We start from the raw sequence: 20,689 nt of genomic DNA on the forward strand, positions 1-20,689 counted from the left end.
TGACCGAAGGTCACCCTACGGGGCGTCAGGGGATGAGCACTGAAAGACAGGTGACGCAGCCCTCCAGCGCCTCGAATTCGCTGATGTCCACCGCCGTGACGCGCAGTCCTTCGGCGCGCAGCCGCGCAGCGGTCCGCGGGGCGGAGGCGGAGATCAGCACATGGTCTTCCGCCAGCACCACCACGTGGGCCCCGGCCGGTTCGGGCGCCACCCGCAGCCCGGGCAGCACGGAGGTGTCCACATGCTCGGGCAGCCCGATCAAGGTCCCGTCCGGCAGCGCCGTCATCGCCGACTTCAGGTGCAGGCAGCCGGTCACCCGCACCGGGACGACCCGCCGCCCCCGCGCGCCCAGCAGCGCGGCCAGCCGGCAAACGGCGTCCTCGTTGGTGCGTCCCGACAGGCCCACATAGACCGTGTCGCCGACCTGCAGGACGTCTCCGCCGTCCAGCGTGGCGGGCGGCTCGATCCGCGCCACCTCCAGCCCGAGGGCGCGCACCGCCCGTTCGGTGCCCGCCACCTCCGGGCGGCGGCCGGGAGCCCCGGAATGGGCGAGCACCGCCAGCCCGTCGCAGACCACCACGGTGTCCTCCACGAACACCGCATCGGGCAGGTCCGGGGCCGGCTCGACCGGGTGGACCCGCCAGCCCGCCGCCCGCAGCGCCGCCGCGTACGCCGCGTGCTGGCGGGCGGCCAGCTCCACGTCCACCGGACGCCGGTCGATATGGGTGACGATCCCCTCCGCCAGGCGTGGTCCCGGCGCGCGCACCAGCGCCGTCTTGAGCGTGCTCCCGGACGTCACCACGCCGCCCTCCCGGCCGCTGCGGTCACCCGGCGATCGCCTGCCCGCCCACCGGGCATACGGAACCGGCAGGACGACTGGGAAGCAAACGACACAGACCCTCCCAAGAAAGTTGATCGCTGCACAAAGTATCCGTTCCTGTGGACGGTGGGGCCTCTCCCCGACGGGCGGCACCCCCTGCCTCGCACACCGCGCCGCCCGCCACGGGGCCGGCGGAAACACGCGGGAAGGGACCCGCGGCGGCGGCCCGGCCTTCTAGGCTGGGCGACATGATGGGTGACCAAGGTCAGCAGGAAGGGTGGACGCCGCCCGGCGAGGACCGGCCGGCCTCCTCCCCCCGGCCCGGTTTCCTGCCGCCCGCGCCGCCGCCGGATCCCGGCGCCGCGCCGGCCGAGCCGCCCGCCGCGGCCCGCTCCCCGTCGGCCGGCTGGGGGCTGGCCCGTCTGCTCACCGCCACGGCCCTGCTGGTGTCGGCCTTCCTGCCGTGGGCCAAGGCCGGCGTGCGCCTGGAGGGGTTCGGGCAGGTGCTGCACCGCGAGCTGGCCACCGAGGCCGGGGTGAACGTGGACGGCACCGGGCAGCTGGTCCCGGTGTTCGCGGTGGCGGCGATCGTCATGATCGGCTGGAGCCTGCTCAAGGGCGACCTGCGCATCGGCGCGCTGGCCGCCGTCCCCGGAGCGCTCGCCCTGATCAGCTGCCTGGTCTTCCTGCTGCGGCTGGACCGCTTCCGCGAGGAGATCGGGGTGGGCCGCATGTTCCTGGGCGGCCTGGAGGTGAGCGCCGGGTACGGCTGGTACCTGTCGGTGGCCTCCTCGCTCCTGCTGATCGGCCTGGCCCTGGCCCGCCGGGGCGGCTGAGCGCGCCACGGCCGTGCGCCCTGCGGCCGTGGCGGCCTGCGGTCGTTCAGTCGTCAAAGCCCAGCCGGCGCAGCTGCTTGGGGTCGCGCTGCCAGTCCTTGGCCACGCTGACCTGCAGGTCCAGGTAGACCCTGACCCCCAGCAGCGCCTCGATCTGCTTGCGGGCGCAGGTGCCGACCTCGCGCAGCCGCGAGCCCTTGGCGCCGATCACGATCGCCTTCTGGCTGGGCCGCTCCACGAACAGGTGGGCGTACACCTCGATCAGGTCGTCGCGGTCTTCGCGGGGCCGGATCTCGTCCACCACCACGGCGATGGAGTGGGGCAGCTCATCGCGCACGCCCTCCAGCGCGGCCTCCCGGATCAGCTCGGCGACCAGCACGTGCTCGGGCTCATCGGTCAGGTCGCCCTCCGGGTACAGCGGCATGCCCTCCGGCAGGTGGGAGATCAGCAGATCGCCCACCAGATCGACCTGAAAGCCCTCGGTGGCCGAGACCGGCACGATGTCGGCGAAGTCCCCCAGCCGGTCCACCTGCACCAGCTGTTCGGCGATCCGCCGCCGGTCGGCCAGGTCGGTCTTGGTGACGATGGCCACCACCGGGGTCTTGCCGGACAGGCCGGCCAGCTCCCGGGCGATGAACCGGTCACCGGGGCCGATCTTCTCATTGGCGGGGATGCAAAAGCCGATCACGTCCACCTCGGTGAGGGTGGAGCGGACCAGGCTGTCCAGCCGCTCCCCCAACAGCGTGCGCGGCTTGTGCAGCCCCGGGGTGTCGACGATGATCAGCTGGGCGTCACAGCGGTGCACGATGCCGCGGATCGCCCGGCGGGTGGTCTGCGGACGGCTGCTGGTGATCGCCACCTTGGTGCCGACCAGCGCGTTCATCAGGGTGGACTTGCCCACGTTGGGGCGTCCGATGAAGCAGGCGAACCCGCAACGAAAGCCCTCGGGGGCCTGGGCGGTCATGATCTGCGGCGCGGTCATCCCTCGATTGTCACCCACCGGCGCGGCGGACCGTCCGGCGCGCAGGGGCCTGCGGCCCGGGCCGATGGGGCTTTGCGGCCCGCCGGATCGCGACGCGCCCGCGGCCGGGGAGTTCGGCTTGCCGGACCCACCCGTCCCGCGGCGGGTCCTTCCGTGGCGTGAGGAGGCCATCAGGGCACCAGCGTGGCGCGCACCGAGCCGTCAGGGGCCGCCAGCAGGATCGGCGCCTTGCGGCCCAGATCCCGCACCGCGGCGACGTCGGCGTCACGCACCTGCTCGTCTGCGGTGACCAGCGCGGCGGCCTCCAGGTCCTCGGCGCCGCTGGAGACGGCCATCGCCACCGCCACCTGCAGCGCCGACAGCTTCAGCGAAGGCAGGTCCACGCTGGTGGCCGCATAGGTCCGTCCCGTCTCGTCCCGGACGGCCGCGCCCTCGGCGGCGCCGGTGCGGGCCCGCGACGCCCGGGCCAGCGTGATGATCTTGGCGTCCTCGGCACTGATCTCGCTCACGCCACCAGCCTAAAGGCCCCGCGGGCAGAGCCGGGACGCCGCTTCAGCCGCGCATCCGCTCGGCGCCGCCGGAGTGCCGCTCCTCCTCGGCCCGTCCCTCCCGCTCGGTGGGCAGGCGCCGCACCAGCACGGTGCCGATGCGGTTGCGGCGGCCGGCGAGGCTCTCGGCGGTCAGCTCCAGGCCCGCCACCGTGGCCCGGGAGCCCTCGATCGGCACCCGGCCCAGCGCGTGCGCCAGCAGCCCGCCGACCGTGTCGACCTCCTCCACGTCCAGCTCCACGCCGAACAGCTCGGCCAGTTCGGCGACCGGCAGCCGGGCGGTCACCCGGACCGCGCCGTCCGGCAGGTGCTCCACCCGGGGACGCTCCTCGTCGTACTCGTCGGTGATCTCCCCGACGATCTCCTCCAGGATGTCCTCGATGGTGATCAACCCGGCGGTGCCGCCGTGCTCGTCGATGACGATGGCCACGTGGGTCTGCTGGGCCTGCATCTCGCGCAGCAGCTCATCGACGGGCTTGCTGTCGGGCACGTAGGTGGCCGGGCGCATCACCGACTCCACCAGCTCCCGGGAGGCGCCCTCGGGGTGCTCGTGGACGCGCCGGACGACGTCCTTGAGGTAGGCCATGCCGACCACGTCGTCTTCGTTCTCGCCGACCACCGGGATGCGGGAGAACCCGCTGCGCAGCGCCAGCGACAGCGCCTGCCGCAGGGTCTTGTCCCGCTCGATGAACACGATGTCGGTGCGCGGCACCATGACCTCGCGGACCAGCGTGTCGCCCAGCTCGAACACCGAGTGGATCATCGCGCGCTCGTCCGGTTCGATCAGCCGGCGCTGCTCGGCCAGGTCCACCAGGTCGCGCAGCTCGGCCTCGGAGGCGAACGGGCCCTCCCGGAAGCCCTTGCCGGGGGTCAGCGCGTTGCCCAGCACGATCAGCAGCCTGGGCAGCGGCCCCAGCACCCGGGCCAGCGGGTGGATCACCCCGGCGCCGGCCAGCGCGATCCGGTCGGCGTGCTGGCGGCCCAGCGTGCGCGGCCCCACCCCGACCACCACGTAGATCACCACGATCATGATCACCGCGGCGACCACGTAGGCCGGCCAGCTCTCCTCCAGCCAGGAGATGCACAGGTCCGCGACGATCACGGTGGCGGCCAGCTCGCAGCTGATCCGCAGCAGCAGCACCAGGTTGAGGTAGCGGGCCGGGTCGGCGACCACCTCGGCCAGCAGCTGCGCTCCGCGCCGCCCCTGCCGGTCCAGCTCCCGCACCCGCACCCGGGAGACGGTCGTCAGCGCCGCCTCCACGCTGGCCAGCAGCCCGGCCACGACGACCAGGGCGGCCGCCATGCCGATCAGCCATCCCTGCGCCGTGCCCATCACCGCGTTCCGCTCACCGGCCGGGGCGACAGGCCGCCGGCGCCCTCACCTTCGCCGCACACGCTCCTCACCGACCCCGCGCCCGGGCACCTGCGCGTACCGCGTGCCCGCCCGCCCGTCGCCGCACGATGCCGCCCGCGGCGGTGCCGCACCCCTTCGGCTCCTCCATCGCCTCGCTCAGGAGCGTCCGTTCCGCCAGGAGTTCAGCAGCCGCTCCTGCAAGCCGAACATCTCCTTGTGCTCCTCGGGGTCGGCGTGGTCGTAGCCGAGCAGGTGCAAGATGCCGTGGGTGCACAGCAGCTCCAGCTCGGCCTGGGTGCCGTGGCCGGCCTCGGCGCCCTGGCGCTCGGCCACCGCCGGGCACAGCACCACATCGCCCAGCAGCGCCGGGTCGGGATCCTCCTCCTCGCCGCCGCCCGGCCGGTGTCCGGGGCGCAGCTCGTCCATCGGGAAGGCCAGCACGTCCGTGGGGCCCGGCTCGCCCATCCACTTGACGTGCAGCTCGCTCATCGCCTCCTCGTCCACCAGCAGCAGCGACAGCTCCGCCAGCGGGTGGACGCGCAGCTCGTCCAGCACGTGCCGGGCCAGGCGGACCAGCGCCTGCTCGTCGACCTCGACGCCGGACTCGTTGAGAACCTCGATGCTCATCGCGTTTACCGCCGCTTGCGAGGACCGCCGTTGGCCCGGCCGGAGCCTTCGGAGGCTTGGCTGTCGAACCGGTCGTAGGCCTCCACGATGCGGGTGACCAGCTTGTGGCGCACCACGTCGCGGCTGGTCAGCCTGCAGAAGTGGATGTCGTCGATGCCCTCGAGGATCTCCTGGACGACCTCCAGGCCGCTGCGCTGGCCGCTGGGCAGGTCCACCTGGGTGACGTCGCCGGTGACCACGACCTTGGAGCCGAAGCCCAGGCGGGTCAGGAACATCTTCATCTGCTCCGGCGAGGTGTTCTGGGCCTCGTCCAAGATGATGAACGAGTCGTTGAGGGTGCGCCCGCGCATGTAGGCCAGCGGCGCCACCTCGATGGTGCCGGCGTTCATCAGCCGGGGGATGGAGTCGGGATCGACCATGTCGTGCAGCGCGTCGTACAGCGGCCGCAGGTACGGGTCGATCTTCTCGTACAGGGTGCCGGGCAGGAAGCCCAGCCGCTCCCCGGCCTCCACCGCCGGACGGGTCAAGATGATCCGGTTGACCTTCTTGTCCTGCAGCGCCCTGACCGCCTTGGCCATGGCCAGGTACGTCTTGCCGGTGCCGGCCGGGCCGATGCCGAAGACGATCGTGTGCTTGTCGATGGCGTCGACGTAGCGCTTCTGGTTGAGGGTCTTGGGCCGGATCGTACGGCCGCGTCCGGACAGGATGTCCAGGGTGAGGACTTCGGCGGGGCTTTCGCCGGTCTCCGCCCGCAGCATCGCCAAACTGTGCTCCACCGCGTCGGGGGTGAGTTGGGCGCCGCTGGTGAGCAGCGCGATCAGTTCGGAGAACAACCGGGAGACCAGCTCGCCCTCGTCCGCCGGACCGGTCACGGTGATCTCGTTGCCCCGGACGTGGATGTCGCTGTGGAAGGCACGCTCGATGACGTGCAGCAGCTCGTCCCGGGAACCGAGCAGGCTCACCATGGAGTGGTCTTCCGGCACCACGATCTTGACTTGGGAGTGCGAGCCGCGGGCGCGGTCGCGGCTGCCCGCATGAGTGATTTCCACCATCAGCCGGCCTTACGGCCTTTTCGACCTGCTCTCTTCAGTGTTTGTGGTCCGGTGCTCTGCCTGCCTCCATCTTACTGGGGGGTGCCGACGGAGCGCTCGGCCATTTCTCACCGGTTCCCACCGGTCCTCATCGGCAGGTCGCCGCAAGGACGGCCGGGCGGCGGATCAGCCGGGCGGCCAGTTCAGGCCACGCCCGCCCAGAACGTGCAGGTGCACATGGAAGACGGTCTGGCCGGCCTGCGGCCCGGTGTTGAACACCAGGCGGTATCCGCTCTCGGCGATGCCCTCCGCCACGGCCACCTGGTGGGCCTCCCGCACCACCTCCGCCGTCAGGTCGGCGTCGGCCGAGGCCAGCTCGGCGGCGTTGGCGTAGTGCTCGCGCGGGATGACCAGGACGTGGGTGGGGGCCTGCGGGTTGATGTCCCGGAAGGCGATGGTGCGCTCACCCTCCCGGACGATCTTGGCCGGGACCTCCCCGGAGACGATCTTGCAGAACAGGCAGTCCGAGGTGGACAATGAAAGGCTCCCTACTGGCTTGCCGGATGCCACGACCCTGTGGGCCGTTCGGCCGCTGCGCATATTACCGATCTCATCCGGCCTGTTCAGCCCTGACACAGAGGGTATTTCCAAGTAATTAACTAGGAAATATCCGGCCCGCCGGGCGGCCGCCCTCCCTCCGCCCGTCTCGCGCAAGCAATGATCATCAGCCTGCCCGATCCGCAAGCGCGAACACGCCGGGCTGGTTAAGGTTGCAAGGCGACGAACCCCCCGGATCGTAGGCGTCCCCCGCACCGCGTCCGTGACGGACCGGGTTCGCAAATCCCCCTGCCGCACCGGGTGGCGACCGCTCATCTGGACGGCCAGGGGATGGCAGAGGCGGCGGATTAGGTGACCGAGGCAAGACAGAAGATGCCCTTTCGTAAACCGGACAACGAGGGCACGCGTCCCACTGACGTGACCGAGACCCTCGTGGCCAGGGGCGCGGCGGGGGCGATGGCCGTCGCCTGGGATGCCGACCAAGCCGTGACCGCGCTGTATGCGACCAACTACCGTCCGCTGGTACGGCTGGCCGCCATGCTGGTGCGCGATGTGGCCACCGCCGAGGAGGTCGTCCAGGAGGCGTTCATCGCCATGCACGCCGGCTGGCGGCGGCTGCGCGACCCGGACAAGGCCCTGTCGTACCTGCGTCAGGCGGTGGTGAACCGCTCGCGGTCGGTGCTGCGGCACCGCGCCGTGGTGGAGAAGTACGCGCCCAAGGGCCTGCCCGACGCTCCGAGCGCGGAACTGGGCGCCATCAACGAGCTGGAGCGCAGCGCGGTGATCGACGCCCTGGCCCGGCTGCCGGCCCGGCAGCGCGAGGCTCTCGTGTTGCGCTACTACGCCGATTTGTCCGAAGCGGAGATCGCCCGCGCGATGGGGATCAGCCGCGGCGCCGTCAAAAGCCACACGGCGCGCGGCATGGCCGCCCTTCGCAACGTTCTGGAGCAACTGTCATGACCACCGACCCCGACGACAAGTACGGCGAGATCCTGCGCCGTGCGCTGCACGCGGAGGCGGCCAGGGTCGAGCCCGCTCCGGATGGACTGGAGCGCATCCGCGCCGGCATCGAGCAGCGCTCCCGCAGGCGGCTGTCGAGGCTGCAGGGGTGGGCGCCCCCGTTCTGGCTGCCGGGCGGCTGGAGCCGCCCCCTGCTGGCGGTGGCCGTCACCGTGCTGGTCGTGGCCGTGGGCGTGTCGGCCCCGCAGACCATCGAGCGCATCTCCTCGGCCGGACGGCACGGCCCGGCCGAAGACAGCGGCACGCCCTCGGCGGCGGCGGCCGGCCAGGGCGCGGCGCACCTGCCCGGCCAGGCCCCGCACCCGCCCGGACAAGGGCACTCGCTGCCCCCCGCCTCCGCCGACTCCCCGGTGTCCCAGACGCCCGGGGTCTCCCCGTCGCCCACGTGCCCGCCCGCCGGGCGGCCGACCGATGAGGCGTCCCTGCGGCCCGCTCCCGGCGACCCGCAGCACACGCCTCCGCAGTGCCCCCAGGAGAGCCCGTCACCGACCGCTCCCGAACCGGAGGAGACGACGCCCACGCCTCCCGAGGAGCCGCCGTCGACCCCGCCCGAGGAGCCGCCCACGCCCACGCCCACCGACGAGCCGGAGACGACCGAGGAGCCCTGACCGTCCGGGGCCGCAGGCGGCCCGCTGAGGCCCCCGGCGGGCCTCACCAGCGGCCGGTGGCGCTGAGCAGGATCGCGGCGGCGGCCACGCCGGCGGTGGAGGTGCGCAGCACGGTCGGCCCCAGCCGCACCGCGACGGCACCGGCCTCGGCGAAGCACGCCAGTTCCTCGTCGGTGATGCCGCCCTCGGGGCCGACCACGGCGATGATCTCGCCCTCGGAGGGCAGGTCCACAGCGCGCAGCGGCACGGTGGCCGCCTCGTGCAGCACGATCGCGCGGGCGGCCCCGGCCAGGCGGGCGGCCACCTGCTCGGTGGTGGCCAGCGGCGGGATCTGCGGCAGCCGGCTGCGGCGGGACTGCTTGGCGGCCTCCCGGGCGGTGGTGCGCCACCGGCCGAGCGCCTTGTCCATCCGGTCGGGCCGCCACCGGGTGACGCACCGGGCCGCCTGCCACGGCACGATCTCGTCCACCCCGGCCTCGGTCATGGTCTCCACCGCCAGCTCGCCCCGCTCCCCCTTGGGCAGGGCCTGGACGACCACCAATCGGGGGCTGGGCGGCTGGTGGCGGTGCCGCGCCAGCACCTCCAGCACCAGCCGGTCCTTGCCGGCCACCGCGGCGACCACGCACTCGGCCAGCAGGCCGTCCCCGTCGGTCAGATCCACGCGCTCCCCGGGCCGCAGCCGGCGCACGGTGACGGCGTGCCGTCCCTCCGGGCCCTCCAGGACCACCCGGTCCTCGCGCAGCGCGGTGGAGTCGATGAGGAAGACGGGCGGGCTCACACCCGCCTCCGCGTCAGCGGGGAGGCGGCCGGGAGCGCGGTCGCGTCACCTGCCTGCGTCATGCCCGGCGCACGCCGGGCATGACGGCCCTCCACGGTCACTCGCCGGTCCACGCGGCCGCTAGTGGCCGTTGAAGACGGCCCGCACCCGGGAGAAGAACCCCTGCTGGCCGGGGGCGAACTTGCCGGGAGGCCGCTCCTCGCCGCGCAGCTTGGCCAGCCGCCGCAGCAGTTCTTCCTGCTCTTCGTCCAAATTGGTGGGCGTCTCCACGTTGACGTGGATCAGCAGATCGCCGCGGCCGGACTCGTTGAGGTGGCGGACGCCCCGCCCGTGCAGCCGGATCACCTGCCCGGACTGGGTGCCGGGGCGGATGTCGACCTCCTCGGTGCCGTCCAGGGTCTCGATGGCGACCTGGGTGCCCAGCGCCGCCGCCGTCATCGGGATCTGCACGGTGCAGTGCAGATCGTCGCCCTCCCGCTCGAAGATCGGGTGCGGGCGTTCGACGATCTCCAAGAACAGGTCGCCGGCCGGGCCGCCGCCCGGGCCGACCTCGCCCTCCCCGGCGAGCTGAATGTGGGTGCCGCTCTCCACCCCGGCCGGGATCCGCACCTTGATGGTGCGCCGGGTGCGCACCCGGCCGTCGCCGGAGCACTCGGGGCAGGGCTGGCGGATGACGCTGCCGTAGCCGCCGCAGTGCGGGCACGGCCGCGACGTCATCACCTGGCCCAGGAAGGAGCGGGTGACCTGCTGCACCTCGCCCCGTCCCAGGCAGGTCTCGCAGGTCTCCGGGTGGGTGCCGGGGGCGGTGCCGGCCCCCGAGCACACGTTGCACACCACGGCGGTGTCGATGGCCAGCTCGCGGGTGGTGCCGAAGGCGGTCTCGGCCAGGTCCAGCTCCACCCGCAGCGTGGCGTTGCGGCCCCGCCGGGCCCGGCTGCGCGGGCCCCGCGAGGTCGCCGTGCCGAAGAAGGCGTCCATGATGTCGCTGAACGGGAAACCGGCCGCGCCGAACCCGGCACCGGCGCCGCCGCCGGGCGCGAACGGGTCCGCGCCCAGGTCGTACATCTCCCGCTTCTTCGGGTCGGAGAGCACCTCGTAGGCCTGGGTGATCTCCTTGAAGCGTTCCTGGGTCTCCGGGTCCGGATTGACATCCGGGTGGAGTTCCCGCGCGAGCCGCCGGTAGGCCTTCTTGATCTCGTCCTGGCTCGCGTCGCGGCGCACCCCAAGGATCGCGTAATAGTCGCGTGCCACTTACGACCCCGCGAGGACTTGTCCGACGTAACGTGCCACTGCCCGCACCGCTCCCATCGTGCTGGGGTAGTCCATCCGCGTCGGCCCGAGCACGCCCAGCCGCGCCAGGGGCCGGTCGCCGACGCCGTAGCCGGCGGCGACCACGGAGGTCGACCGAAGACTCTCGTGCGGATTCTCCTTGCCGATCCGCACCGTCAGACTAGACGAATCCCCGACCTCGCCGAGCAACCGCATCAGCACCACTTGCTCTTCCAGGGCCTCCAGCACCTCGCGCAGGCTCTGGGCGAAGTCGACGTTGGCCAAATTGGCGGTGCCGGCGAAGACGACCTTCTCCTCGTGCTTTTCGACCAGGGTCTCCAGCAGCACCGACAGCACGGTGGCGGCCACCTGCCGGTCGTCGGGGGCGACCTGCTCGGGCAGGTCGGCCACCGCGGTCGGCGCGTCCGCCAGCAGGCAGCCGTCCAGGCAGCTGTTGAGCAGGGTGCGCAGCCGCGACACCGACTCCTCGCAGACCGCGCCGGGGGTCTCCACCACCCGCTGCTCGACCCGCCCGGTGTTGGTGATCAGCACCAGCAGCAGCCGCCGCTCGGCGACCGGCACCAGCTCCACATGGCGCACCGACGAGCGCGACAGGGAGGGGTACTGCACCACCGCGACCTGCCGGGTGAGCTGGGCCAGCAGCCGGACGGTGCGGCTGACCACGTCGTCGAGGTCGTAGGCGCCGTTGAGGAAGGTCTCGATGGCGCGGCGTTCGGCCGCCGACAGCGGCTTGATCGTCGACAGCCGGTCCACGAACAGCCGGTAGCCCTTGTCGGTGGGCACCCGGCCGGCGCTGGTGTGCGGCTGGGTGATGTACCCCTGCTCCTCCAGCACCGCCATGTCGTTACGGATCGTCGCCGGAGAGACGCCCAGCGCATGCCGTTCGGCCAGCGCCTTGGAGCCCACCGGCTCGTTGGTGGACACGTAGTCCTCGACGATGGCGCGGAGCACCGCAAGTTTGCGGTCGTCGAGCACGTGGTCACCTCCTTGCGGCCCGCATACTGGCACTCCTTCCCCCCGAGTGCCAAGTCTACGGCGATTCGGGCGAGGTCGGAGGTCCCGGCAGGGTATCCTTTGCCGCCACGCCCACCGGCCGGGGGGAACGCGCCGTCCGGAGTCTCTGCACCGGCCGCGTCGTTAGAGTCCGGTCCGTGCGCAGCAAGGATTATGGCGATGATGTGCTGGCCGACCACCGGCGGTGGTCCCGTAAAAAGCCGATCCCCCGGGTGGCGGCCGAGCGGGACCTGGTGGTGGAGGACGCCGACAGCGGATTCTGCGGCGCCGTGGTGGCCTGCGACAAGCACGGGGTGACGCTGGAGGACCGGTTCGGCAACCGCCGCGTCTTTCCGCTCACCGAGGCCGGCTTCCTGCTGGAGGGCAGGCCGGTGACGCTGGTGCGGCCGCGCCGGCCCGCCGCGGGCCCGCTCCGCTCGGCCTCCGGGTCGATCGCGGTGCCCGGTCTGCGCGCCCGCGTGGCCCGCGAGAGCCGCATCTACGTCGAGGGCGTGCACGATGCGGAGCTGGTGGAAAAGATCTGGGGCCACGACCTGCGCGTGGAGGGGGTCGTGGTGGAGTACCTGGAGGGCGTCGACGACCTTCCGGCGGTGGTGGCCGAGTTCGGCCCCGGTCCGGGCCGGCGGCTGGGCGTGCTGGTGGACCACCTGGTCGAAGGGTCCAAGGAGAGCCGGATCGCCGCTCAGGTGTCCTCGCCGTACGTGCTGGTCACCGGGCATCCCTTCGTGGACATCTGGCAGGCCGTCAAGCCCGCCGTACTGCGTATCGGGGCCTGGCCGCAGGTTCCGCCCGGCGTGCCCTGGAAGGAGGGCGTGCTGGCGGCGCTGGGCTGGCCTCCCGACGTGGGGGCGGCCTGGCGGCGGATCCTCGGCGCGGTGAACTCTTATGCCGATCTGGAGCCGCAGCTGCTGGGACGCGTGGAGGAGCTCATCGACTTCGTCACCGCTCCCGACCCCTCCTGAGCCGCCTGTGGGAGGGCCGCCGCCGGAACCGCAACGGCGCCGAAGAACCCGGCGGGGCCCTCGTCAGGTGAGGTCTCGGACGACGGCGTCGGCGAGCAGCCGGCCGCGCAGGGTCAGCACCGCGCGGCCCCGGCCGAAGTAGGGCTCCTCCTCCACCAGGCCGTCGGCGATGGCCCGCCGCACCGCCGCGTCCTCCAGCAGCTCGGCGGGGCACCCCTCGGCCAGCCGCAGTTCCAGCATGATGCGTTCGAGGCGGCGTTCGGCGGCGGTGAGGACCTCGCGGGCGTGCGCCGGGCTGCGCCCGCCGGCCAGCCGCGCGGCGTAGGCGGCCGGATGCTTGACGTTCCACCAGCGGGTGCCGCCGACGTGGCTGTGTGCGCCGGGGCCGATCCCCCACCAGTCGGCGCCCGTCCAGTACAGCAGGTTGTGCCGGCAGGCGGCGTGCGGGCCGCGCGCCCAGTTGGAGATCTCATACCAGTGCAGGCCGTGGGCGCTCAGCAGCTCCTCGGCCATCAGGTACCGGTCGGCCATCGCGTCGTCGTCGGGGGCGGCCAGTTCGCCGCGCCGCACCCGCGCGGCCAGCCGGGTGCCCTCTTCGACGATGAGGGCGTAGGCAGAGATGTGGTCGGGCTCGGTCTCCAGCGCGGCCAGCAGGGAGGCCCGCCAGTCCGCCGCGCTCTCCCCCGGCGTCCCGTAGATCAGGTCGAGGTTGACCTGCTCGAAACCCGCCTTCCGCGCCCACCGGACGACCTGGGGGATGCGGCCGGGGGTGTGGACGCGGTCCAGCGCCGCCAGCACGTGCGGGCGGGCGCTTTGCATGCCGTAGGAGATGCGGGTGAACCCGGCGGCGCGCAGCTGCTCCAGGTAGCCCTCGTCCACCGATTCGGGGTTGGCCTCGGTGGTGACCTCGGCGCCGGGGGCCAGGCCGAACTCCGCGTCGATGGCGGCCAGGATCCGGCCCAGCTCGCCGGGCGGCAGCAGGGTCGGCGTGCCGCCCCCGAAGAACACCGTGCGCACCGGCAGGTCGGTCTGGCCCAGCACCCGCCGGGCCAGGCGCAGCTCGGCGATCGCGGCATCGGCGTACGAGTCGCGGCTCGCCCCGGGGCCCAGCTCGGCCGCGGTGTAGGTGTTGAAGTCGCAGTAACCGCAGCGGGTCACGCAGAACGGCACGTGCACGTAGCAGGCGAACGGGCGGGCGCCCAGTCCGTCCAGGGCGCTTTCGGGCAGCGCGCCGTCTGCGGGAACGGGGTCGCCATCGGGCAGGGTCGCGGGCACCCTCCAAGTCTGCCCGCAGCCGCCGACCGCCTTGGCCGCTCAGCCGGCCTCGCGGAGCTTGTTCTTCAGCCAGTCGGGGGTGTGCTCTTCCGAGCGGGGGAAACGGGCCAGGTCCAGCAGGTAGGCGGAGGCGGTGAGCGGAGGGTTGAAGTCCGGCTCGTTCTCGTAGTCGAACTCCACGTTGAAGCGCCCGGACCTTTCGACCTCCAGCCGCGCGGTGAACCACGCGCCCCGGTCCTCCCGATAGGTGGCGGCGCGCAGCTCGTCCATGTGCCGCACGGCCCGGCCGGGCGGGACCAGGCGGCGGACGGTGCCGTCCATGCAGACCATCTCCAGCGAGGCGCTGTCGATGCCGACCGTCGCCCGGAAGACCAGGGTCAGCCGCCGCCACCCCGGCGGGGCGGCGGCCCACAGCGCCCGTATCGCGTTCTCGACGGCCTTCCGCTCCTTGTGCGAGCGCAGGAGCTGATCGGTAGGGGTCACGGGAGCCTCCAAGCCGCGCGGGATGCAGGGTGTGACGCTATCGTTCCGGGCCGGTGCCGTGCGGGAGCAGGTCCGCCGCGGCCGCCCGGCGGTCGGAACGCGGCCGGCCGCCCTAATCTGGCGGGAACCGGATACGTTCGGCTGAGGGGGCGGGCCGGCCGGCCCGCATCGTGGTACTCGTAGGGGGCGAGGACATGTGGGGAGCCGGCTCGCAGGCCTACGGGCAGGTGCCCGTCCGGGTGGTGCTGCGCGGCGAGCCGGACGGCTGGCATTACGTGCTTTTCGACCGGGCCGGCAGCGAGCAGCGGGTGCCGCTGGGCGGCGGCGGGGCGCACTGGCAGACCAGTGGACGTCACGGCGAAGAGCCTCCCTGGTGGCGGCGGCATCTGGCCGAGGTCGCCGAGTCGTTGCGGGAACGCGTGGAGACGGCGGTCGCCGACCGGTGCTTTGAGCTGTTCGGCGTCGAGGCGCACATCACCTGGCTGGGGGTGGACGAGCCGATCCTGTGGGAAGGGCTGGTGACGTTGCGCGAGCCCGACCCGGCCCGTTTCCCCGGCGGCGCCCGCCCGTTCGTGGTCACGCTGCAGCCGGGACGCGGAGCGCTGCTGCCCTCGGCGGACCTGCTGTTCGACACCTGCGCCCAGGACGCCTGGGCGGCGCTGGAGGAGGTCGCCAGGGCGTGCCGCACCCCGCCGCCGCGGGCGCGTTTCCTGTGCGGCTGGACCGACCACCGCAGCGTGCGGGTGGGCCGCGGCCTGCTGGCGGTCTCCACCGAGCGGCGGATGGACGGGGTGGACCGGGTGGGCGAGATCTACGCCGAACGCCCGCCGGGCTGGAGCGGCAATCCGCGGCTGCGGCTGCGGCTGGACGGCATCGACCTGCTGGACGAGCCCGCCGAGGACGTGCTGCGGCTGCTGCTCGACCTGGGCCATGCGGTGGTGCGGCGCGGCCGGTGCCTGCGCCTTCCGGAGCTGGGGCTGACCCTTTATGAACGTCATGAGCACTCCCGGCACGACGGCCGTTTCGCCGGGGTGTCGCTGACCTCGCCGAACCCCCGGGTGCCGCACTTGGTGTAAAGAGGGTGACGCCATGACCGCCTGTGGGAAGAATCCGCGAACCTCTTGGCCTTCGGAAGACTCATAGACTTCGTCAGGGAACCTTTTTCAACACGCGGCCCAAGACGCCGGGGACGGGAGCCCAGGTGGTGCCCGCCGGCGCGGCGTTCCAGGTCACGGCATCGTCCCTGACTGCGACGCTCCAGCCTCGACCTGCGCAGACGGCGTGTTGGAAAAGGTTCACTGGTTCGCCGGTGAACCGTCGGAAAGGAATCCGCCATGGCTTACGGTCCTCCCCCGCCGATGCCGGGTCCGCAGCCCGGTCAGGGGCGGCAGGGGCCGTGGCAGCAACAGCCGCCCGGCCGGTACCTTCCCCCGCCGCCGGCGCCGCCGCCCGGCCAGTACGGGCTGCCCGCCCCCGCCTACGGCGGGCCGGCCCCTGTGATGGGCCCGGCCTCCCCGCAGGAGGAGAAGTGGGCGCTGATGGCCTATCTGGGTCAGCTTCAGGTGTCGGCGATCGCTCCCCTGGCGGCCCTGATCTCCAAGGGGGGCTCGCCGTTCGTCCGCCGGCACGCGGCGCAAGCCCTGAACATGGGGCTGGGAATGATCGTCGTCTGGGTGGTGGGCCTGCTTTTGGCCCAGTTCATGGACGCCCTGGCGCTCTTCCCGCTGGCCTATTCGGCCTTGTTCTTCTACTTCCTGCTGCGCGCCGCCATCGCGGTCAACCGGGGAGAGTTCCTGCAGGTGCCGTCCTTCATCGCCTGGCCGCTGCTGAAGTAGGGCCGACACGCTCTCAGGGAGCGGGTTCCGGGCCGGGCAGGATGGTGATCGTGCCGGGCTCGCCCGGGGGCTGGTCCAGCCGGACGACCCGGCCCGGGTAGGTGCGCTCGGCGATCGCCACATCGCGCTCGTCCCACTCGCCGTAGAAGATCGGGCAGCCGTCCTCCAGCTCCACTTTCTCGGCGCCGGTCGGCCAGCGGTGGCCGAAGGCGTCGACGAGGATCGGTTCCTCGCACGACGGCAGGTCCGGCCCGGTTCGCTCCATGGTGTTCCCCCTCCAGCGACCCGCCCAGCGGGATATCCGGTCGAAGATCGATCCCGGCGCCAGATCCAGCCGGAAGGGCTCGTCGATCAGATGGTGGTCTCCGGGGGTGACCGCGGCCCGTTCCGCGTAGACGCCGTCGATCAGCTCGTGCACGTGTACCACCAGTTCGTCCCCGGTGGGGTCCACCACCCAGTAGTGCGGGACCCCGAACCGCTGGTACGCGTTCTTCTTGCCGCCCAGGTCACGACTTCGCGAGGCCGGGGAGACCACCTCCGCCACCAGCAGGGGTGTCCCCTCGACGCGTCCTCGCCCGCCGACCTGCTCCTCCCGGCAGACCAGCAGGTCCGCCCGCAGCCAGGTGTCGTCGTCCAGCCGGACGCCGGGGCCGGTCAGCGACCGGTGCCCGGCGTCGGTGGCGAGGGCGACGGGGACGGCCAGATCAGAGACGAGGACCTGATGCAGAAGTGAATGACCCACAACGCTCAGTATTGCATCTGCGACTCTAGGTAGCCATAAGTTTGCCGATCCTTGGCACGCAGGTTCACCGGCCGCCGGCAGAGCGGCGTCGCAGCTCGTCGGCGAACTCGCCGAGGCAATCGGCCAGCTGCCGGTCGGTCAGTTCCCGAAGGGGCCTTCCGCACTCACCGCCCGCCCGCTCGCCGGCCTCCTCCTCGGCCTCGGGCTCCCGTTGCGCGGAGCTGACGGTCTTCGGCCGGTCCCGGCCGCTGACCGACAGGTCGATATAGAAGGCGGTCCGGCCGTCCTGCACCCCGTACACGCGCCAGGCGCCCCCGCCCATCGGCACGAACTCCTGCAGCTCGCCGCCGGAGTTGAGGAAGTTGGGGTACGGGCTGGAGGGGCCGGAGATGTGGGCCACGGCGCGGGCCCGGAGCGTTCCCAGGCTCGCCACCAGCGGGTCGTCGTCCGCCAGGACGTACACGTCGTAGCGGTTGAGCCGCCCGCTGTCGCTTTGGTCCGCCGGGGCGACGCCATAGGCGATCAGCGCCTGGGACTTGCTGCCGCGCGGGGTCAGCGGCGTGACGTAATACAGCCGCTTGTCCGAGCCGCGCAGCAGATACTCCCCGGGGTTGGCGCTTTGGGTCTCAAAGCTGCTGGGCTCGAAGCCGAAGGAGGACTCCCGCCGGTGCTCGCGGCCCGCCGCCCACTGCGTGGCGTCCCGCTGGGCCCGCACCAGCGAGATGGAGTACGCCGGGCCGGGCAGCTCGCCGGGCCGCACCCGCGGGCGGTGCTCCACGATCGGGCGCCCGCTCGCCGAGCCGCGCAGCACCAGCACTCCCCCGGCGGTCTTGACCGTGCGCTGGGCGTACCTGATCTGCCGCTGGGCGGGGATGACGATGACGGGGCGCTCGCCCTCGCAGTAGCCCCAGATGTCGGTGTCGTCGTAGATCAGCCCGGGATGGCGTTCGGCCAGCAGGTCGCGCAGGCTGTTGCGGCCCACGCCGCCGAAGGCGCGGTCGATGCGGTACCCGCCGGTGAAGCGGCACACCCGGGCGGCGTTGACGGTGCCGTCCCATTCGGCCACCCCGTAGAGGGGGCGGTTGTCGCCCGACCCGTCCAAGAGCGCCGACCATCGCCCGGTGTTCTCGGCCTCCCCCCACAGGTAGGTGAGGGTGGAGTCCATGACGTCGACGCGCTGGACGGGGGAGGCCGCCTCGTTCATCGCCGTCCGCGCGGCGGCCAGGGAGGAGGTGCGCGCCTCCCAGCGCAACGCGGAGACGGCGGTGTCCTGTTTGATGCAGGCCCGCACGTCATGGCCGCCCAGCCGGTCGCACTCGCGGCCGTCGCCCGGACGCAGGGAGCGCATCAGGTCGGTCATCGACCCGGGGGGCCTGTCCAGGTCGGGGACGTGGAAGACGGTGGCGGAGTTGTAGTGGCGCCCGGCGTCCTTGTCGTTGTCCCACAGCGCCACCGGAAACGGCCAGACCAGCACCAGGAGCGCCAGCAGGGCCGCCATCGCCGGCACGGCCCCGCCCCGCCCGGCTCCCTCGGAAGCGATCCCCGCGAAGACGACCGCCGTGATGATCAGGCTCGCCGCGATCCACAACCAGGTCTGGGGTGTCAGCGCGGTGAGGCTCCACTCGGGGAGGAACCAGCGTTGAAGAGCCAGGGCACAGGTCTGGCCGGCCTTGGGCAGCAGGAGCTTGGCCAGCCCCCACACCAGCCCCGCCAGTGCGGGAAGCCAGCCCCAGATCACCACCAGTGCGAAGATCCGCGCCCGGAGACCGCCGTTCATCTCGCCGCTCCGCCCGTTCCCAGGCACTCACATGCCCTGAGGACGTTTGCCCTGAGGACGTTTCGCCGGGCCGGGTGGATCCCGGGATAAGAACTTTGTAACCGATCGGTCACAGGAGCGGAATCTCGCCGCACCGGCCGGGCGCGCGGACAGCGCCCGGCGGCCGGGGGCGCTTCAGGTCCGGTGGGCCGAAGGCGGGACGGTCACTTCTTGCTCTTGTCGGTGCCCGTGGTGGACAGGGCGGCGACGAACGCCTCCTGGGGGACGTCCACCCGGCCGATGGTCTTCATCCGCTTCTTGCCTTCCTTCTGCTTCTCCAGCAGCTTGCGCTTGCGGGAGATGTCGCCGCCGTAGCACTTGGCGAGCACGTCCTTGCGGAGGGCGCGGATGTTCTCGCGGGCGATGATCCGCGAGCCGATCGCCGCCTGGATGGGCACCTCGAACTGCTGCCGCGGGATCAGCTCCTTGAGCTTGGAGGTCATCATCAGGCCGTACTCGCGGGCGTGGTCGCGGTGCACGATCTGGCTGAAGGCGTCCACCGACTCGCCCTGCAGCAGGATGTCCACCTTGACCAGGTCGGCCTGCTGCTCGCCGCTGGGCTCATAGTCCAGCGAGGCATAGCCGCGGGTGCGGGACTTGAGCTGGTCGAAGAAGTCGAAAATGATCTCGCCCAGCGGCAGGGTGTAGCGGATCTCGACCCGGTCCTCCGACAGGTAGTCCATGCCCTGCAGGGTGCCGCGACGGCCCTGGCACAGCTCCATGATCGCGCCGATGTGCTCGCTGGGGCTCAGGATGGTGGCCTTGACCACCGGCTCGTAGATCGCACCGACCTTGCCCTCGGGGAACTCGCTGGGGTTGGTGACGATGTGCTCGGTGCCGTCCTCCATCACCACCCGGTAGACCACGTTGGGGGCGGTGGAGATCAGCGACAGGTCGAACTCGCGCTCCAGCCGTTCCCGGACGATCTCCATGTGCAGCAGGCCCAGAAAGCCGCAGCGGAACCCGAAGCCCAGCGCCGCCGAGGTCTCCGGCTCATACACCAGCGCGGCGTCGTTGAGGCGCAGCTTGTCGAGGGCGTCGCGCAGCTCGGGGTACTGGTCGCCGTCCACCGGGTACAGCCCGGAGAACACCATCGGCTTGGGGTCCTGGTAGCCGCCCAGCGGCTCGGCCGCCGGGTTGGAGGCGCTGGTGACGGTGTCGCCGACCCGGGCCTGCCGGACGTCCTTGACCCCGGTGATCAGGTAGCCGACCTCGCCGGCGCCCAGCCCGTCCACCGGCCTGGGCTCGGGGGAGATCACCCCGACCTCCAGCGTCTCGTGGGCGGCGCCGGTGGACATCATCAGGCTCTTTTCCCGGCTGGACAGGTGACCGTCCACCACCCGCACGTAGGTGACCACGCCGCGGTAGATGTCGTAGACCGAGTCGAAGATCAGCGCGCGGGCCGGGGCGTCGGGGTCGCCGCTGGGCGGCGGGACCGCCTCCACGATCCGGTTCAGCAGCTCGGGCACGCCCTGCCCGGTCTTGCCGGACACCCGCAGCACCTCCGACGGCTCGCAGCCGACGAGCCCGGCCAGTTCCTCGGCGTACTTGTCGGGCTGGGCGGCGGGCAGGTCGATCTTGTTCAGCACCGGGATGAGGTGCAGGTCGGCCTCCAGCGCCAGGTACAGGTTGGCCAGCGTCTGGGCCTCGATGCCCTGGGCGGCGTCCACCAGCAGCACCGCGCCCTCGCAGGCGGCCAGCGACCGCGACACCTCGTAGGAGAAGTCCACGTGCCCGGGGGTGTCGATCAGGTTGAGGACGTACTCGCGCCCGTCGGGGCCCGTCCACGGCAGTCTGACCGCCTGGCTTTTGATGGTGATGCCCCGCTCGCGCTCGATGTCCATCCGGTCGAGGTACTGCGCCCGCATCTGGCGCTCCTCGACCACTCCGGTCAGCTGCAGCATCCGGTCGGCCAGCGTCGACTTGCCGTGGTCGATGTGGGCGATGATGCAGAAGTTCCGGATGATCGCGGGATCGGTCTTGTTGGGCTCAGGCCTGGGCACCGGGGTCCGTTCGAAAGCTCACAGGTGGATAGGTCTTGCCGTATCCCATAGTCCCATGCCCGCCGGCGTGCTCCGGCCCCATACCCGCCCTGTCGCCGCTTCCCGTC

Annotated in this window: 21 protein-coding genes; 6 read left to right on the top strand and 15 right to left on the bottom strand. The window is 72.1% G+C overall.

What is annotated here, in order from left to right:
- Positions 1-25: 25 nt before the first annotated feature.
- On the bottom strand, positions 26-802 hold the full coding sequence (gene ddaH, locus BUE48_RS16115) for a dimethylargininase (protein WP_012853564.1): 777 nt from the start codon (positions 800-802) through the stop codon (positions 26-28).
- A 266-nt stretch (positions 803-1,068) separates the two neighbouring features.
- Here ddaH and BUE48_RS16120 point away from each other — a divergent pair, with 266 nt between their 5' ends.
- Entirely contained in the window at positions 1,069-1,656 is a 588-nt protein-coding gene (locus BUE48_RS16120; protein ID WP_012853565.1) for a hypothetical protein, read from the top strand.
- Between the two features lie 46 nt (positions 1,657-1,702).
- Here the strand turns inward: BUE48_RS16120 and era are convergent, their stop codons facing one another.
- From era to BUE48_RS16150, 6 genes are all read right to left on the bottom strand, one after another.
- On the bottom strand, positions 1,703-2,638 hold the full coding sequence (gene era / locus BUE48_RS16125; RefSeq protein ID WP_012853566.1) for a GTPase Era: 936 nt from the start codon (positions 2,636-2,638) through the stop codon (positions 1,703-1,705).
- A gap of 170 nt (positions 2,639-2,808) precedes the next feature.
- Entirely contained in the window at positions 2,809-3,147 is a 339-nt protein-coding gene (locus tag BUE48_RS16130) for a cytidine deaminase-like protein (RefSeq protein WP_012853567.1), read from the bottom strand.
- A gap of 43 nt (positions 3,148-3,190) precedes the next feature.
- The gene (locus tag BUE48_RS16135; protein WP_012853568.1) at positions 3,191-4,519 is read right to left on the bottom strand and encodes a hemolysin family protein; all 1,329 of its coding nucleotides are present in this window, start codon (positions 4,517-4,519) and stop codon (positions 3,191-3,193) included.
- Between the two features lie 177 nt (positions 4,520-4,696).
- On the bottom strand, positions 4,697-5,167 hold the full coding sequence (gene ybeY, locus BUE48_RS16140) for an rRNA maturation RNase YbeY (protein WP_012853569.1): 471 nt from the start codon (positions 5,165-5,167) through the stop codon (positions 4,697-4,699).
- Positions 5,168-5,172: 5 nt separating this feature from the next.
- Positions 5,173-6,219, bottom strand: coding sequence for a PhoH family protein (locus tag BUE48_RS16145; protein WP_012853570.1), 1,047 nt, complete (start codon positions 6,217-6,219; stop codon positions 5,173-5,175).
- Positions 6,220-6,384: 165 nt separating this feature from the next.
- Positions 6,385-6,735 carry a histidine triad nucleotide-binding protein gene (locus BUE48_RS16150; RefSeq protein WP_012853571.1) on the bottom strand — a complete coding sequence of 117 codons (351 nt, stop codon included), beginning with the start codon at positions 6,733-6,735 and terminating at the stop codon, positions 6,385-6,387.
- A 477-nt stretch (positions 6,736-7,212) separates the two neighbouring features.
- On the opposite strand from BUE48_RS16150, the gene BUE48_RS16155 reads away from it, so the two are divergent.
- Together BUE48_RS16155 and BUE48_RS16160 are read left to right on the top strand one after the other, a co-directional pair.
- Complete coding sequence (locus tag BUE48_RS16155; protein WP_041442040.1) at positions 7,213-7,716, top strand: SigE family RNA polymerase sigma factor; 504 nt, start codon at positions 7,213-7,215, stop codon at positions 7,714-7,716.
- A complete protein-coding gene (locus BUE48_RS16160; RefSeq protein WP_286990397.1) occupies positions 7,713-8,384 on the top strand; it encodes a hypothetical protein in 672 nt (223 codons plus the stop codon). Before BUE48_RS16155 ends, BUE48_RS16160 begins: the two co-directional genes overlap by 4 nt.
- A 43-nt stretch (positions 8,385-8,427) precedes the next feature.
- On the opposite strand, the gene BUE48_RS16165 is transcribed toward BUE48_RS16160, so the two are convergent.
- The 3 genes from BUE48_RS16165 to hrcA form a co-directional block, all read right to left on the bottom strand.
- Entirely contained in the window at positions 8,428-9,162 is a 735-nt protein-coding gene (locus tag BUE48_RS16165; protein WP_012853574.1) for a 16S rRNA (uracil(1498)-N(3))-methyltransferase, read from the bottom strand.
- Between the two features lie 120 nt (positions 9,163-9,282).
- Complete coding sequence (gene dnaJ, locus BUE48_RS16170; RefSeq protein WP_012853575.1) at positions 9,283-10,413, bottom strand: molecular chaperone DnaJ; 1,131 nt, start codon at positions 10,411-10,413, stop codon at positions 9,283-9,285.
- Positions 10,414-11,427, bottom strand: a complete 1,014-nt coding sequence (hrcA, locus tag BUE48_RS16175; RefSeq protein ID WP_012853576.1) for a heat-inducible transcriptional repressor HrcA — start codon at positions 11,425-11,427, stop codon at positions 10,414-10,416. It abuts the gene before it with no gap.
- A gap of 176 nt (positions 11,428-11,603) precedes the next feature.
- Between hrcA and BUE48_RS16180 the strand changes: the two genes are divergently transcribed.
- Complete coding sequence (locus BUE48_RS16180; protein ID WP_286990401.1) at positions 11,604-12,428, top strand: DUF3097 domain-containing protein; 825 nt, start codon at positions 11,604-11,606, stop codon at positions 12,426-12,428.
- A gap of 63 nt (positions 12,429-12,491) precedes the next feature.
- Here BUE48_RS16180 and hemW read toward each other — a convergent pair whose 3' ends face one another.
- Positions 12,492-13,703, bottom strand: coding sequence for a radical SAM family heme chaperone HemW (gene hemW / locus BUE48_RS16185; protein ID WP_012853578.1), 1,212 nt, complete (start codon positions 13,701-13,703; stop codon positions 12,492-12,494).
- 39 nt (positions 13,704-13,742) lie between these two features.
- Entirely contained in the window at positions 13,743-14,186 is a 444-nt protein-coding gene (locus BUE48_RS16190) for an antitoxin YezG family protein (protein WP_012853579.1), read from the bottom strand.
- Positions 14,187-14,380: 194 nt separating this feature from the next.
- On the opposite strand from BUE48_RS16190, the gene BUE48_RS16195 reads away from it, so the two are divergent.
- Positions 14,381-15,262 (top strand): hypothetical protein, encoded by an 882-nt coding sequence (locus tag BUE48_RS16195; RefSeq protein ID WP_012853580.1) that lies wholly within the window; start codon positions 14,381-14,383, stop codon positions 15,260-15,262.
- 258 nt (positions 15,263-15,520) lie between these two features.
- Positions 15,521-16,021 carry a DUF4870 domain-containing protein gene (locus tag BUE48_RS16200; protein ID WP_012853581.1) on the top strand — a complete coding sequence of 167 codons (501 nt, stop codon included), beginning with the start codon at positions 15,521-15,523 and terminating at the stop codon, positions 16,019-16,021.
- Between the two features lie 13 nt (positions 16,022-16,034).
- On the opposite strand, the gene BUE48_RS16205 is transcribed toward BUE48_RS16200, so the two are convergent.
- From BUE48_RS16205 to lepA, 3 genes are all read right to left on the bottom strand, one after another.
- Positions 16,035-16,763: a Uma2 family endonuclease gene (locus BUE48_RS16205; protein ID WP_012853582.1), complete on the bottom strand. Its 729-nt coding sequence runs from the start codon at positions 16,761-16,763 to the stop codon at positions 16,035-16,037.
- Positions 16,764-16,827: 64 nt separating this feature from the next.
- The gene (locus tag BUE48_RS16210) at positions 16,828-18,540 is read right to left on the bottom strand and encodes a hypothetical protein (protein WP_012853583.1); all 1,713 of its coding nucleotides are present in this window, start codon (positions 18,538-18,540) and stop codon (positions 16,828-16,830) included.
- A gap of 203 nt (positions 18,541-18,743) precedes the next feature.
- Positions 18,744-20,582: a translation elongation factor 4 gene (gene lepA, locus BUE48_RS16215; protein ID WP_012853584.1), complete on the bottom strand. Its 1,839-nt coding sequence runs from the start codon at positions 20,580-20,582 to the stop codon at positions 18,744-18,746.
- Between the last annotated feature and the right edge of the window lie 107 nt (positions 20,583-20,689).

It is taken from the genome of Thermomonospora sp. CIF 1 (genome assembly GCF_001896795.1).
In the GTDB taxonomy this organism is placed as follows: Bacteria; Actinomycetota; Actinomycetes; order Streptosporangiales; family Streptosporangiaceae; genus Thermomonospora; species Thermomonospora curvata.

What these genes read in the sequence shown, in the direction of transcription:
- BUE48_RS16135 (WP_012853568.1), bottom strand. Translation starts at nt 4,519, where the DNA reads ATGGGCACGGCGCAGGGATGGCTGATCGGCATGGCGGCCGCCCTGGTC.
- BUE48_RS16155 (WP_041442040.1), top strand. Translation starts at nt 7,213, where the DNA reads ATGGCCGTCGCCTGGGATGCCGACCAAGCCGTGACCGCGCTGTATGCG.
- BUE48_RS16200 (WP_012853581.1), top strand. Translation starts at nt 15,521, where the DNA reads ATGGCTTACGGTCCTCCCCCGCCGATGCCGGGTCCGCAGCCCGGTCAG.
- era (WP_012853566.1), bottom strand. Translation starts at nt 2,638, where the DNA reads ATGACCGCGCCGCAGATCATGACCGCCCAGGCCCCCGAGGGCTTTCGT.
- BUE48_RS16145 (WP_012853570.1), bottom strand. Translation starts at nt 6,219, where the DNA reads ATGGTGGAAATCACTCATGCGGGCAGCCGCGACCGCGCCCGCGGCTCG.
- BUE48_RS16195 (WP_012853580.1), top strand. Translation starts at nt 14,381, where the DNA reads ATGTGGGGAGCCGGCTCGCAGGCCTACGGGCAGGTGCCCGTCCGGGTG.
- BUE48_RS16160 (WP_286990397.1), top strand. Translation starts at nt 7,713, where the DNA reads ATGACCACCGACCCCGACGACAAGTACGGCGAGATCCTGCGCCGTGCG.
- ybeY (WP_012853569.1), bottom strand. Translation starts at nt 5,167, where the DNA reads ATGAGCATCGAGGTTCTCAACGAGTCCGGCGTCGAGGTCGACGAGCAG.
- BUE48_RS16210 (WP_012853583.1), bottom strand. Translation starts at nt 18,540, where the DNA reads ATGAACGGCGGTCTCCGGGCGCGGATCTTCGCACTGGTGGTGATCTGG.
- BUE48_RS16120 (WP_012853565.1), top strand. Translation starts at nt 1,069, where the DNA reads ATGATGGGTGACCAAGGTCAGCAGGAAGGGTGGACGCCGCCCGGCGAG.